This window comes from Nocardioides zeicaulis, from assembly GCF_042432345.1.
Classification (GTDB): Bacteria; Actinomycetota; Actinomycetes; order Propionibacteriales; family Nocardioidaceae; genus Nocardioides; species Nocardioides zeicaulis.
On the sequence record NZ_JBHLXH010000001.1, the window covers coordinates 2,559,770 to 2,572,915 of the forward strand.

Here is a 13,146-nt window from a genome sequence, read left to right on the forward strand (position 1 = left end):
TCCCTAGACTGACCCGCGTGCATCGACCGGCCTACGCCCTTCTCGTCGGAGTGGCAGCCCTCATGGGGGCGCTCGCCGTCGCCGCGTCGATCTCGCTCCACCGTCCGCTCGTCGACCCAGAGGGCTTCCTCGGCCCGTCGTGGCTGCGCCTGCCGCTGCTGGTGCTCGGCGCCTTCCTCCTCGACATGCTCCCGCGCACGCTGTGGCAGGCGAGGTTCAAGCCCGCCGCGATGATGCCGGTGGCGCGCGAGCGGGTGCGCACCCACTGGAACCGCGAGCGGATCACTCTCGTGGTGCTGGGCCTGGTGAGCTTCTACATCACCTACGTCTGCTACCGGAACCTCAAGTCGTTCCTCCCCTTCATCATGGGCGAGGACAAGTACGACCGCGAGCTGCACCTCATCGACCGCACGCTGATGTTCGGCCACGAGCCGGCGACGATCCTGCACTCCGTGCTCGGCACCGGTCTCCAGGCGCACTTCTTCTCCACGGTCTACCTGTGGTTCCTGCCGCTCGTGCCGCTCGCGCTCGCGGCCTGGCTGGTGTGGTCGCGCAACATCACCTTCGGCTACTGGTTCGCCACCTCGCAGTGCCTGGCCTGGGCGCTGGGCACCGCTTCCTACTACGCGCTGCCGACCCTCGGCCCCGGCTTCCAGTACAGCTACCTCTACACCGACCTGCCCGACACCGGCTCCAGCGCGCTGATGGAGGCCCTGTCCTACGGACGCTCCACGGTGCTGCGCGAGGGCGTCGAGGGCGCCGTGCAGTCGGTCGCCGGCTTCGCCTCGCTGCACACCGGCATCACGCTCCTCGTCGCGCTGATGGTGCAGTACACGCTGCGCAGCCGGATCCTGAAGATCGTCTTCTGGGCCAACTTCGTCATCACCGTCATCGCCACCCTCTACTTCGGCTGGCACTACATCGCCGACGACCTCGCCGGCGTCGTGATCGCCCTGTTCTCCTTCTGGCTCGGCGGGCTCGCCAGCGGCCAGAAGTTCGATCGCCACGGCCTGGCCTCCCACCCCACCTCGACCACCTCCCAGGTCCCCGTCGACGCCGACTGACTCCCCGCCCCCCGGGGCGTGGGTGCTGGCTGTCTCGAGATCCCCGGATATCCGGGGAAGTTGCCGCTTCGAGGTCGAAGCTTCGCGTACGAAGCGGCAGGTTCGACCTCGAAGTCACGCCCCGATCCGCTTCGTGCGTGACGCCAGCACCGCGCGGATCCGAGCAGCGAGGAGGCCAGGGCGGGCCAGGTCTGCCCACGAGATGCGGATGCAGGTCCATCCGGTGAGGAGGCAGACCAGCTCCTCGCGCTCCTTCTCCCTCATCAGGAACTCCTCGAGGCTCTCGCCGTCACGACGGTGCTCGCGGTACTTCGTCCGCCCGTCGAACTCGAGGAACACGCCGAAGTCCGGCCAGGCGAAGTCGAGGCGCGCCACCAGGCGGCCACGTTCGTCGTTCACCTGCCACTGCGGTTCGGGTCGGGGCAGGCCTGCGGCGTACGCCAGGTAGCTGAAGCGGTCCTCGCCCACCGACTCGAGCCGCGGGTCGGCCAGGCGCAGCACCAGGTCGGAGGTGAGGCTGCCCGGCCAGCGCTGGTGCTGGGCGACCTGGTCCGCGAGCTCGTGGAGCGTCATCGCGCCGACGTGGAGCATGCGGTTGACGACGACGAGCGCCGGCTCGACCGGCGCGATCGTGGTGACCTCGAAGGCTGCGCGCGCCGGGACCGTGACCAGCATGCCGTTGACCAGCTCGACGTCGTCGTCGGTGAGCCTGCCGCGGTGCGGCACCCAGTCAGGGCTCACCCTGCCTGCTCGCTCAGGCTGCTCCCGCGTCGTGTGGACGACTCGCAGGTCCAGGCCCCAGACCGGGATCCCGCGCTCGACCACGGAGGAGACGTGGGTGGCAACGGTCTCCTCGTGTGCGCGGGCCAGCACGGCGCGGCATCGCACGCGGTGTCGATCGGGTGCCGACAGCGCCGCCCAGGCCTTGCCGTCGACGTACGTCCCGTGCCGGATCCGGCAGACGACGCCGGCACGCACGAGGCGCCGGAGCTGCTGGTCGGTCATGCCGGAGGCGATCAGGTCCCGGCGCAGCCGGACGACGCCATCGAGGTCGGGGTGCTCGGTCATGCAGGCCCATCTGCCCGTCGGCGTCCGGCCCGAACCGTAGTTCCGCGCGCCTGTGGACGAAGGGGAACGCACGAGCCTGACCGGCTCTCTTCGAGGTCAGAACCGCCGCTTCGTACGCGACGTTTCCGCCTCGAAGTGGCAACTTCCCCGGATATCCGGGGACTCTCCGAGAATTACACATATGTAGTACGTCAAGGCGACACGCCGGGAAAAAGTGAGAAAGTTGGGGAAAGTGTTCCTTGTGTGACGAAAGTTGATTAGCGTGCCTCGCGTTGCCCGTGCGGTGGGGAAGCCGCACGGGCCTCCGAGACCTCAAGGGGAACGCCCGTGCGCTCAGCGACACCACCCACGCCCGACGCGCGTCGGCAAGCCCGGCGACGTACGACGGTCCGCTGGGCGACCGCGGCCGTGCTGGTCACCGGGCTGGCGCTGGGCGGGGTGCACCCCGTCGCGTTCGCCGACGACGACGCCGTGCCGAGCGAGGCCGACGTCGCCGTCGCGCGGGCGAGGGCGGGCGACAAGGCGCGTGACGTCGACGCCGTGCGCGGCGACCTGATCCGCGCCAACCTCGCTCTCGACGCGGCGGGCGACGTGGCCGCCCAGGCCGCCGAGGCCTACAACGGCGCGCGGTGGCGCGCCGAGCAGGCGCGTGCCGACGTCGAGAGCGCCCGCGTCGCCGCCGACCAGGCCCGCGAGGACGTCGACGCGCAGCGCGAGCTCTACGCCGAGACCGTCGTGCAGTCGTACGAGGAGGCCTCGGAGGTGCAGGGGCTCTCCGCGGTCGTCGAGTCCGACGGCATCGAGTCGCTCATCGACCACTCGGTGACGATGGGCAACACCTCCGACGCGCTCGACAGCCAGTACGACTCCTACACCGCCGCCTCCGCGGTCGCCGAGGTCACCGCCGACGGGGCGGACGCCGCCGCCGGGCGCGCCAAGGAGGCCGAGGCCGAGGCCGAGCAGGCGCGCGACGAGGCCGCTGCCGCCGAGGCGGACGCCGGTGCGCAGGCCCAGGCGATCGCCGTACGCAAGTCCGCCCTCATCGCCGAGCTCGCCGAGCTCGAGGGCATCAGCGTCCGGCTCGCCGAGAAGCGCCAGCGCGCGCTCGAGGCCGCCGCCGCCGAGGCCGCCGCCGCGGCTGCCCAGGCGCAGGCCGAGGCAGCGGCCGAGGCTGAGGCTGAGCAGGCCGAGCAGGAGCAGCAGGAGGCCGCGCCGACCCCGGCCCCCAGCCCCACGCCCAGCCCGACACCCAGCCCGGCGCCGACCGGCAAGCCGAGCCCCAGCCCGACTCCGACCTCGACTCCGACCTCGACGCCGACCCCCGCGCCGACCCCCACCCCGACCCCCAGTCCGACGCCCACGCCGACCCCCGTGCCGACGCCCACGCCGACCCCCACGCCGAGCCCCACCCCTACTCCCACCCCCACGCCGCCGCCCGTCCCGACCCCCGCGCCGAGCGGGGGAGCCGACGCCGCGATCGCGTTCGCGCGAGCCCAGCTCGGGGAGCCGTACCAGTACGGCGCGGCCGGCCCGGACGCCTGGGACTGCTCCGGCCTCACCGCAGCGGCCTGGGCGAGCGGCGGCCGGACGTTGCCGCACTACTCGGTCGCGCAGTACACGCAGTCCACCCGGATCTCCGCCAGCCAGCTGGCACCCGGCGACCTGGTGTTCTGGGGATCGTCCAGCAGCCCGAGCTCGATCTACCACGTGGCGCTCTACGTCGGTGACGGCCAGATCATCCACGCCCCGCGCACCGGCCGGGACGTCAGCATGGAGTCGATGTACTACTGGCGGACCCCGAACTTCTTCGCCCGTCCCTGAGGCGACTTCGAGGTCGAAGCTGCCGCTTCGTACGCGAAGCTTCGGCCTCGAAGCGGCAACTTCCCCGGATATCCGGGGACTTCGGGCGCGCCCCCGGGCTCAGCGCACCTTCCGCGCGAAGCGGGAGGCGAGGTCGGAGGGCGCGAGGTCGCCGTCGAGCACCTGACGGGTGGGCCAGGCGGAGGTGTCGAGGCCGGAGAGCTCCTCGAAGAGGGCGAGGTCGCGGGCGTAGAGCCCGGCCAGGCGGGAGACGTCGTCGGCGGTGGGGGCGGTGCCGGGGACCTGCTCGGCGCCGGCGTGCCAGTTGCGCAGCGGCGGCACCTGCTCGAAGCGCGGGAGGCCGAGGAAGTCGGTGGTGCGGTCGACGGTGGCGTCGAAGTCGCCGAGCATCGCGCGCAGCTCGAGCAGCAGCCACTGGCGCCGGTCGAAGAGCTCGAAGCCGCGCTGCAGCTGCTCGCCGTAGAACCCGCGCGCCAGTCCGGTCATGTGCCGCCAGCGCATCGTGCGCACCACGTCGGGAGGGGGCACCTCGTCGGGCAGCGACGTGTGCGGCCACTCGGTCAGGAAGTCCGGCCAGTCGGGCCAGGCCAGGTTGCGCGAGCGCAGCATCACCCAGTGGGAGAACAGCCGCTCCAGCGGGTCGCGGAAGACCGCGACGAGGGGCATGTCGGGCCGGTAGGCGCGCATCCGCTCCATGGCGTGGGGCCAGTAGAGGTACGTCGGCGACGCGTCCCCGACCCTGCGGTGGATCGGCGCCCGGCGCGGGGCGACGTAGTCGCGGGCGTGGTCGGGGGCGGACCAGTCGATCGACTCGTCGTCGAAGTAGTGCCGCTCCTTCTCCGGGGGCTGGCACACGAGCGGGTGCTGGTTGAGCGTCACCGCCAGGGTCGACGTGCCGCCCTTCTGGACGCCCACGATCGCGAAGTCGTAGGGCATCACGCCCAGAGGGGTGGCAGGGGCGTGCTCGTTCATCGCGGCGAACCTACCCGCCCGACTACGTTGGGGCCATGACCACCGAGAAGGTGCCGCCGATCGCCGAGGAGATGCCCACCGTCGCGCCGGAGGGCGCCCAGGTCGGGGGCGCGGAGGCCGATGCGGCCGGGGTCGCCGGACTCCGCGCGCCGGCGGTCGACGTCGAGGCGATGCGGGTGCTGCTCGACGGCCGCTACCGCGAGGTGCGCGACCTGGTCCGCGCCAACCTCGTCGAGCACGCGGCCGTCCTCGTCGACGCCGAGGAGATGGACCGCGCCGAGTTCCGCGACCGCGTCCGCGACGTCGTGGTGATGATGGCCGAGACCGGTCAGACCGGCATGGGCTTCCCCGAGGAGTACGGCGGCGGCGGCGACATCGGCGCCTCGATCGCCGCCTTCGAGACCCTCGCCTACGGCGACCTGTCGGTGCTGGTGAAGGTCGGCGTGCAGTTCGGCCTGTTCGGCGGCGCGATCCTCCAGCTCGGCACCAAGGTCCACCACGACGCCCACCTCGCCGACCTCGTCGCCGGCCGCACCATGGGCTGCTTCGCGATGACCGAGAGCGGCCACGGCTCCAACGTGCAGGCGCTCGGCACCGTCGCGTCCTACGACGTGGAGGCGCAGGAGTTCGTCATCACCACCCCCGACGACGCCAGCCGCAAGGACTACATCGGCAACGCCGCTGCGCACGCCGAGCTCGCCGTGGTGTTCGCCCAGCTCGAGGTGCCGGGCGAGGAGGGGGTCGAGCGCCACGGCGTGCACGCCTTCGTCGTCCCGATCCGCGAGGGCGGGCGCGTGCTCGACGGCGTCCGCGTCGGCGACGACGGCCCGAAGATGGGCCTCAACGGGGTCGACAACGGCCGGCTCTGGTTCGACGGCGTCCGGGTGCCGCGCACGGCGCTGCTCAACCAGTTCGCCGAGGTCACGCCCGAGGGCCGCTACCTCTCGCCGATCGACAACCCCAACCGCCGCTTCTTCACGATGCTCGGCACCCTCGTCCAGGGGCGCGTGTGCGTCGGCGGCGCGGGCATCAACGCCGCCAAGGTCGCGCTGGCGATCGCCCTGCGCTACTCCGTGCGGCGCCGGCAGTTCGAGGCCACGTCGAGCGAGGAGGAGCAGGTGCTCCTCGACTACGGCATGCACCAGCGCCGGCTGCTGCCGCTCCTCGCCCGCACGTACGCCCTCCACTTCGCGCAGGAGGTCGTCTCGGGGCAGCTCCACGAGGTTTTCTCCGGCCCCGGCCCGACCGAGCCGGGCAGCGACGAGCACGCGCGACGGATGCTCGAGTCGCGCGCCGCCGGCACGAAGGCGCTCGGCACGTGGCACGCCACCCGCACCATCCAGGAGTGCCGCGAGGCCTGCGGCGGCGCGGGCTACCTCAGCGAGAACAGGTTCGCCGCGCTCAAGGCCGACACGGACGTCTTCACCACCTTCGAGGGCGACAACCACGTCCTGCTGCAGCTGGTCGCCAAGGGCCTCCTCACCGACTACGCCGGCGAGTTCGAGGAGATGGACCAGCTCGGCATGGCCCGCTTCGTCGCCGGCCTCGCCGTCGACACCGTCGTGGAGCGCACCGCGGTCCACAAGCTGGTGCAGTCGGTGCGCGACCTGCTGCCCGGCGGCGACTCCTGGGACCAGGAGGCGGGCCTGCTCGACCCGAACTACCAGCTCGCGATGCTGCGCTTCCGCGAGGAGCACATGATCGCCGGCGTCGCCCGCCGCCTCAAGCGCGGCATCGACCAGGGCGGCAACGCCGGAGCGGTGTTCTCCCGCGTGCAGGACCACGTCATCGCCGCGGCGCGCGCGCACACCGAGCGGCTGGTGCTGGAGGCGTTCGTCGCCAAGGTCGCCAGCGTGCCCGACGGCGACCTCAAGGACGCCCTCGGGCTGCTCTGCGACCTCCACGCCCTCGCGACCATCGAGGCCGATCGGGCCTGGTTCATGGAGCACGGCCGCCTGTCCAGCACGCGGTCCAAGGCGATCAGCCGCGAGGTCAACGCCCTGTGCCGCCGGGTGCGGCCGATCGCGGTCGACCTCGCCGACGCGTTCGGCGTCCCCGACGAGGTGCTCCGCAGCCCCGACCTGCTGGGCTGGACCGACACCGGGCCGGTCCGGTGACGTTCGGCGGCCTGCCCACGCGGTGGGAGCCGCCGGGCGCGAGCCGGGGCGTCGCCCTCGTGGCGCCGGGACGGTCGTACCCGCCCACCGCGCCGCTCCTCGACTTCACCCGGGTCGCGCTGCTGCAGCACGGCTTCACCGTCCAGCAGATCTGGTGGGACAGCCTCACCCGCGGCGAGGAGGAGCCGGAGGCGTGGGTACGCCGCCACGTCGCGGCCGCCCACGCCCGGGAGGACGCCGACCGCGTGCTCGTCGTGGGCAAGTCGCTCGGCACCCTCGCCGCGCCGTACGCCGCCGAGCGCGGGCTCGACGCGATCTGGCTGACGCCCCTGCTGACCGACCCGTCGGTGGCGGAGGCGGTCGGCGCCAACGCCGGGCGGCAGCTCCTCGTCGGCGGCCTCGCCGACGCCCTGTGGGACGCGAGCGTCGCACGCGAGCTCGAGGAGGGCGGCTGCCAGGTCCTCGCGGTCCCCGACGCCGACCACGGGATGGGCACCCGCGGCGCGGTTCGCACCGCCGAGATCCACCTCGAGGTGGCCCGCGCGGTCGAGGCGTTCCTCGCGGGGGCCGCGGCCGGGGCCGGGGCCTGACGTGCGCATCCGCGCGGTCGGTCCGTGGAGCGAGGACCCGCTCTGGGCGCGGATCTACCCGCTGCTCGTCGAGCACCCCGTGCTCGGCGCACCGTTCTGGCGGCTCGGGCTCGGCACCGACGTCACCCGGCTCGACGCTGCGGCCGCGGAGATCGGCGAGCTGCCCGACGGCGCGCGCGTGCTCGACGTGCCGACCGGCAGCGGCATCGCGCTGCGCGGCCTGCGTCGCGACGGCCACGTCGACCACGTCGCCACCGACATCTCACCCCGCATGCTCGAGCGCACCCGGGCCACCGCCGAGCGGCTCGGCGTCTCCGGCCAGGTGACCACGACGCTGGCCGACGTGGCCCGGCTGCCGTTCGCCGACGACTCGTTCGACCTCGTCGTCACCCTCACCGGGCTGCACGTGTTCCCCGACCCGCACGCCGCGATCGGCGAGATGGTCCGGGTGCTGCGCCCCGGCGCGACGATCCTCGGCAGCGCCCTCTTCGTCGACGACTTCCGCGGCCTCGAGCGCCGCTACCGACTCGTCCACGCCGCCGGCCGCGCCGGCCGGGTGCTGGGCCCGATGTGCAGCTCCGCCGAGGCAGCCACCTGGCTGGCCGAGGCGGGCGGACGCGACGTGCACGTCGAGATGAGCGGCGGCGTCGGCTGGTTCCGGGCGGTGAAGGGACTGCACTGAGTCCGTCCGTCGCCCGTCTGTCACACCCGCGCGCCGAGCGGTGTCTCCATGTCGTACAGCCCCCCGACGAGGAGATGACATGCCCAGCCAGTTCCGCATCCCGAAGGCGACGATCGACGGTGCCTACGGCGCCCTGATGACCCGCTTCGCGCGCCGCACCTGGGGCCAGGTGCCCGACAACGCCCACGTCCTGTGGCACCACAAGCCGCTGATGCGCGCCGTGCTCGGCTTCGAGCAGAAGGTGGCGAGGTGGGACGCGCTCGACCCGCACCTCAAGGCGTACGCCGAGATGGCGAGCGCCGGCGCGATCGGCTGCTCGTGGTGCCTGGACTTCGGCTACTTCATGGCCCACACCAAGGGGCTCGACGAGGCGAAGGTCCGCGAGGTGCCGCGCTGGCGCGAGTCGGAGGCGTTCACCCCGCTGGAGCGCGAGGTGATGGCCTACGCGGAGGCGATGACCGCGACCCCGCCGCAGGTGAGCGACGAGATGGTCGCCAGCCTCGACGAGCAGCTCGGCCACGCGGCGGTCGTCGAGCTGACGATGATGGTGGCCGTGGAGAACCAGCGCTCCCGCTTCAACTCCGCGATGGGTCTGGCCTCGCAGGGCTTCAGCGACGTCTGCGAGCTCCCGCTCGCGCAGGCTGGGACGATCACGACGTGACACCCACGGAGTCCTTCACCGTCCACCGCCGCCTGCTCTTCACCGTCGCCTACGAGATGCTCGGCTCGGCGGCCGACGCCGAGGACGTGCTGCAGGAGGTCTGGCTGCGGTGGGCCGACCGGGTCGAGCAGGCGGCGGTCGAGGAGGTCCGCGACCCGCGGGCCTACCTCGTCCGGATGACGACGCGGCTGGCGCTCAACCGGCTCCGGACGCTGGCGCGGCGCCGGGAGGACTACGTCGGCACCTGGCTGCCCGAGCCGGTCCTGACCGCGCCCGACGTCGCCGACGACGTCGAGCTGGCCGACAGCGTGTCGACGGCGATGCTGCTGGTGCTGGAGACGCTCCCGCCGACCGAGCGCGCGGTCTTCGTGCTGCGCGAGGTCTTCGACGTGCCGTACGACGAGATCGCCGCCGCGGTCGAGAAGTCCGAGGCGGCCGTGCGGCAGATCGCCAGCCGCGCCCGCGGCCACGTGGCCGAGCGCCGCCCGCGCAGCTCGGTGAGCACGGCCGAGCGGGACGCGGTGATCGAGAGGTTCCGGGCGGCGACCGACGGCGGCGACCTCCAGGCGTTGATGGACGTGCTGGCGCCCGACGTGGTGCTGATGACCGACGGCGGCGGCAAGGTGAAGGCGGCGCTCAACCCGATCTTCGGGCGCGACAAGGTCCTCCGCTTCCTCACCGCCGTCACGCCCGACGCGCTGGACCTGGTGCCGATCTGGCTCAACGGCTCGCCCGCGATCCAGTTCGTCGTCGCCGGCCAGCGCGACGGCGTCGGCACGATGCTGGTCGAGGACGGCGTGGTCACCCGCCTCTACCTGGTCCGCAACCCCGACAAGCTCGGCGCCCTCGGGGAGGCCGTCGGGCTCGCGCGCTGAGGCCGTCCATGGCCCGACTCGAGCGGAGGTATGTCCGCTCGACGCACGCAATAGCGTGCGTCCAGCGTCAACGGCGTGCGTCCAGTCCGACGTTCGCGGTGGGCGAAACCCGATCGGGCACCGAACCGCACGGGCGGGGCGTTGGACCCGACATGACGCAGAACCTGTCCCTCCCGGCCCCGCTGCCGGTGGTGTTCCTCCACGACACGGTCGTGCTCCCCGGCATGGTCGTGCCCATCGAGCTCGACGACTCCTCCCGCGCGGCCATCGACGCCGCGCGCCTCGCGCACGACGGCGCGCAGGACGACCAGCCCACCCGCGTCCTCGTCGCCCCGCGCCTCGAGGACCGCTACGCCACCCACGGCGTCGTCGCCGTGGTCGACCGGGTCGGCCGCTTCGCGGGCGGCAAGCCCGCGGCCGTGCTCCGCGCCGAGCGCCGCGTCGCCATCGGCGCCGGCGTCACGGGTCCCGGCGCGGCCCTGTGGGTCGAGGCCGAGCCCGTGCCCGCCCCCGTCGTGACCGACGAGGTCCGCGAGCTCGCCGAGCACTACCGCACCCTCGTGGTGTCGATCCTCGAGCGCCGCGAGGCGTGGCAGGTCATCGACACCGTCCGGCGCATCAGCGACCCCGACGCACTCGCCGACACCTCGGGCTGGGCGCCGTACCTCACCGAGGACCAGAAGCGCCAGGTCCTCGAGACGCCCGACGTCGCCGAGCGGCTGCGCCTGCTGGTGGGGTGGACGAGGTCGTACGACACCGAGGACGAGGTCACCTCGACCATCAGCGAGGAGGTCCGCGAGGGCCTGGAGAAGACCCAGCGCGAGTTCGTGCTGCGCCAGCAGCTGGCCGCGATCCGCAAGGAGCTGGGCGAGGGCGAGCCCGACGGCTCCGACGACTACCGCGCCCGCGTCGAGGCCGCCGACCTGCCCGAGCCGGTCCGTGAGGCCGCGCTCCGCGAGGTCGACAAGCTCGAGCGCTCGAGCGACCAGAACCCCGAGGCCGGCTGGATCCGCACCTGGCTCGACACCGTCCTCGAGCTGCCGTGGAACGAGCGCACCGAGGACTCCCACGACGTCGCGGCTGCCCGGGCCGTGCTCGACGCCGACCACCACGGCCTCGACGAGGTCAAGGACCGGATCACCGAGTACCTCGCCGTCCGCGCCCGCCGCGCCGAGCGCGGCCTCGAGGTCGTCGGCGGCCGGGGCTCCGGCGCCGTGGTGCTGCTCGCGGGTCCTCCCGGCGTCGGCAAGACCTCGCTGGGCGAGTCCGTCGCCCGAGCCCTGGGCCGCAAGTTCGTCCGCGTCGCGCTCGGCGGCGTGCGCGACGAGGCCGAGGTCCGCGGCCACCGGCGGACGTACGTCGGCGCGCTCCCGGGCCGCATCGTCCGCGCGATCAAGGAGGCCGGCTCGATGAACCCGGTCGTCCTGCTCGACGAGGTCGACAAGGTCGGCGCCGACCACCGCGGCGACCCGGCGGCGGCGCTGCTCGAGGTGCTCGACCCGGCGCAGAACCACACGTTCCGCGACCACTACCTCGAGCTCGACCTCGACCTCTCCGACGTGCTCTTCATCGCCACCGCCAACGTCGTCGAGCAGATCCCCTCCGCGCTGCTCGACCGCATGGAGCTGGTGACGATCGACGGCTACACCGAGGACGACAAGGTCGCCATCGCGCGCGACTTCCTGGTGCCCCGCCAGCTCGAGCGGGCGGCCCTGACGCCCGAGGAGGTCACGGTGTCGGAGGAGGCGCTCGGCGAGCTCGCGGCCAACTACACCCGCGAGGCCGGCGTACGCCAGCTCGAGCGGCTGCTGGCCAAGGCGTTCCGCAAGGCCGCGACGCGGCTCGCGACCGGGGAGGCCGAGCGGGTCGACGTGGACCTCGAGGCACTGAAGGACCTCGTCGGCCGGCCGCGCTTCACCCCGGACAGCCACGAGCGCACCGACGTCCCCGGCGTGGCGACCGGGCTCGCGGTGACGGGCCTGGGCGGCGACGTGCTCTACGTCGAGACCTCCGTCGCCGAGGGCACCGCCGGGCTCACCGTCACCGGCCAGCTCGGCGACGTGATGAAGGAGTCGGCCTCCATCGCGCTGTCGTGGGTGCGCGCGCACGCCGGCGAGCTGGGCCTCGACCCGGCCGCGCTGGACCGCTCGATCCACGTGCACTTCCCTGCGGGCTCGATCCCCAAGGACGGCCCGTCGGCCGGCGTCACGATGGTGACCGCGCTGGTCTCGCTGCTGACCGGGCGCCCGGTGCGCTCCGACGTCGGGATGACCGGCGAGGTCACGCTGTCGGGCCGGGTCCTGCCGATCGGCGGCGTGAAGCAGAAGCTCCTCGCCGCCCAGCGGGCCGGGCTGTCGACGGTCTACGTGCCCGAGCGCAACCGCCCCGACCTCGACGACGTGCCGGCCGAGCTGCTCGCCGCGCTCGACGTGCGTCCCGTCGGCCGGGTGACCGACATCCTCGCCGAGGCCCTCGAGCCTGCCGGCGCCTCGGCTGGATCGACGGGATCGGCGGTCAGCGCCGCCTGAGGGACCCGTGAATGACGCGACTCGAGCGGACCAGTGTCCGCTCGAGTCGTGTCATGGCGTGCGTCCAGCGTCGACATCGTGCGTCGAGCGTCGATCTCTCCGCTCGAGTCGCCCCGTCGACGGGGCGTGGGTCAGGCGTCCTCGCCGAGGCTGTCGTCGGCCAGGTTGTCCAGGTCGTTGCCGTGGCCCTCGGTCTTGAAGCGCTCGAAGGAGGCGTGGACCTCGGCCTCGGCCTCGGTGCGGCCGACCCAGTCGGCGCCCTCGACGGACTTGCCGGGCTCGAGGTCCTTGTAGACCTCGAAGAAGTGCTGGATCTCCAGGCGGTCGTACTTGGAGACGTGGTTGATGTCGCGCAGGTGCTCCAGACGCGGGTCGTGGCTCGGCACGCAGAGGACCTTGTCGTCGCCGCCGGCCTCGTCGGTCATCCGGAACATGCCGATCGCGCGGCACTCGATGACGCAGCCCGGGAAGGTGGGCTGCTGGAGGATCACGAGCGCGTCGAGCGGGTCGCCGTCCTGGCCGAGGGTGTTCTCGATGAAGCCGTAGTCGGCGGGGTAGGCGGTGGAGGTGAAGAGCATCCGGTCGAGGCGGATCCGCCCGGTCTCGTGGTCGACCTCGTACTTGTTGCGCTCACCCTTGGGGATCTCCACCACCACGTCGAACGTCAGCACGTCTTCCTCCACACTCCTGCGGCACGCCGTCGGGCCGCGTCTGCCGCGCCCGGGCAGGAGCCCGGCGCGTTGTCCTCGGGGCAGTGTCGCGCACAAT

At 72.9% G+C, this 13,146-nt stretch carries 11 protein-coding genes; 8 read left to right on the top strand and 3 right to left on the bottom strand.

Going from position 1 to position 13,146, the window contains the following annotated elements; translation table 11 throughout:
* Positions 1-17 precede the first annotated feature (17 nt).
* Positions 18-1,064: a phosphatase PAP2 family protein gene (locus ACFFJG_RS12540; RefSeq protein ID WP_378519069.1), complete on the top strand. Its 1,047-nt coding sequence runs from the start codon at positions 18-20 to the stop codon at positions 1,062-1,064.
* Positions 1,065-1,178: 114 nt separating this feature from the next.
* On the opposite strand, the gene ACFFJG_RS12545 is transcribed toward ACFFJG_RS12540, so the two are convergent.
* Positions 1,179-2,132 carry a type IV toxin-antitoxin system AbiEi family antitoxin domain-containing protein gene (locus tag ACFFJG_RS12545; RefSeq protein ID WP_378519070.1) on the bottom strand — a complete coding sequence of 318 codons (954 nt, stop codon included), beginning with the start codon at positions 2,130-2,132 and terminating at the stop codon, positions 1,179-1,181.
* 327 nt (positions 2,133-2,459) lie between these two features.
* Between ACFFJG_RS12545 and ACFFJG_RS12550 the strand changes: the two genes are divergently transcribed.
* On the top strand, positions 2,460-3,953 hold the full coding sequence (locus tag ACFFJG_RS12550) for a C40 family peptidase (RefSeq protein WP_378519071.1): 1,494 nt from the start codon (positions 2,460-2,462) through the stop codon (positions 3,951-3,953).
* A gap of 99 nt (positions 3,954-4,052) precedes the next feature.
* Here ACFFJG_RS12550 and ACFFJG_RS12555 read toward each other — a convergent pair whose 3' ends face one another.
* Complete coding sequence (locus tag ACFFJG_RS12555) at positions 4,053-4,925, bottom strand: sulfotransferase domain-containing protein (RefSeq protein ID WP_378519072.1); 873 nt, start codon at positions 4,923-4,925, stop codon at positions 4,053-4,055.
* 35 nt (positions 4,926-4,960) lie between these two features.
* Between ACFFJG_RS12555 and ACFFJG_RS12560 the strand changes: the two genes are divergently transcribed.
* From ACFFJG_RS12560 to lon, 6 genes are all read left to right on the top strand, one after another.
* Complete coding sequence (locus ACFFJG_RS12560; protein ID WP_378519073.1) at positions 4,961-7,042, top strand: acyl-CoA dehydrogenase family protein; 2,082 nt, start codon at positions 4,961-4,963, stop codon at positions 7,040-7,042.
* Entirely contained in the window at positions 7,039-7,632 is a 594-nt protein-coding gene (locus ACFFJG_RS12565; protein ID WP_378519074.1) for a hypothetical protein, read from the top strand. Before ACFFJG_RS12560 ends, ACFFJG_RS12565 begins: the two co-directional genes overlap by 4 nt.
* A gap of 1 nt (position 7,633) precedes the next feature.
* Positions 7,634-8,314 (top strand): class I SAM-dependent methyltransferase, encoded by a 681-nt coding sequence (locus ACFFJG_RS12570; RefSeq protein ID WP_378519075.1) that lies wholly within the window; start codon positions 7,634-7,636, stop codon positions 8,312-8,314.
* Between the two features lie 79 nt (positions 8,315-8,393).
* A complete protein-coding gene (locus ACFFJG_RS12575; protein ID WP_378519076.1) occupies positions 8,394-8,975 on the top strand; it encodes a carboxymuconolactone decarboxylase family protein in 582 nt (193 codons plus the stop codon).
* Positions 8,972-9,850, top strand: a complete 879-nt coding sequence (locus tag ACFFJG_RS12580; protein WP_446686227.1) for an RNA polymerase sigma-70 factor — start codon at positions 8,972-8,974, stop codon at positions 9,848-9,850. The genes ACFFJG_RS12575 and ACFFJG_RS12580 overlap by 4 nt, the downstream gene beginning before the upstream one ends.
* Positions 9,851-10,002: 152 nt before the next feature.
* Positions 10,003-12,378: an endopeptidase La gene (gene lon, locus ACFFJG_RS12585; RefSeq protein ID WP_378519077.1), complete on the top strand. Its 2,376-nt coding sequence runs from the start codon at positions 10,003-10,005 to the stop codon at positions 12,376-12,378.
* A gap of 131 nt (positions 12,379-12,509) precedes the next feature.
* On the opposite strand, the gene ACFFJG_RS12590 is transcribed toward lon, so the two are convergent.
* Entirely contained in the window at positions 12,510-13,046 is a 537-nt protein-coding gene (locus ACFFJG_RS12590) for an inorganic diphosphatase (RefSeq protein ID WP_378519490.1), read from the bottom strand.
* Positions 13,047-13,146: the final 100 nt, after the last annotated feature.

Coding starts and splice junctions, on each gene's coding strand:
- ACFFJG_RS12560 (WP_378519073.1), top strand. CDS start 4,961: ATGACCACCGAGAAGGTGCCGCCGATCGCCGAGGAGATGCCCACCGTC.
- lon (WP_378519077.1), top strand. CDS start 10,003: ATGACGCAGAACCTGTCCCTCCCGGCCCCGCTGCCGGTGGTGTTCCTC.
- ACFFJG_RS12555 (WP_378519072.1), bottom strand. CDS start 4,925: ATGAACGAGCACGCCCCTGCCACCCCTCTGGGCGTGATGCCCTACGAC.
- ACFFJG_RS12575 (WP_378519076.1), top strand. CDS start 8,394: ATGCCCAGCCAGTTCCGCATCCCGAAGGCGACGATCGACGGTGCCTAC.
- ACFFJG_RS12545 (WP_378519070.1), bottom strand. CDS start 2,132: ATGACCGAGCACCCCGACCTCGATGGCGTCGTCCGGCTGCGCCGGGAC.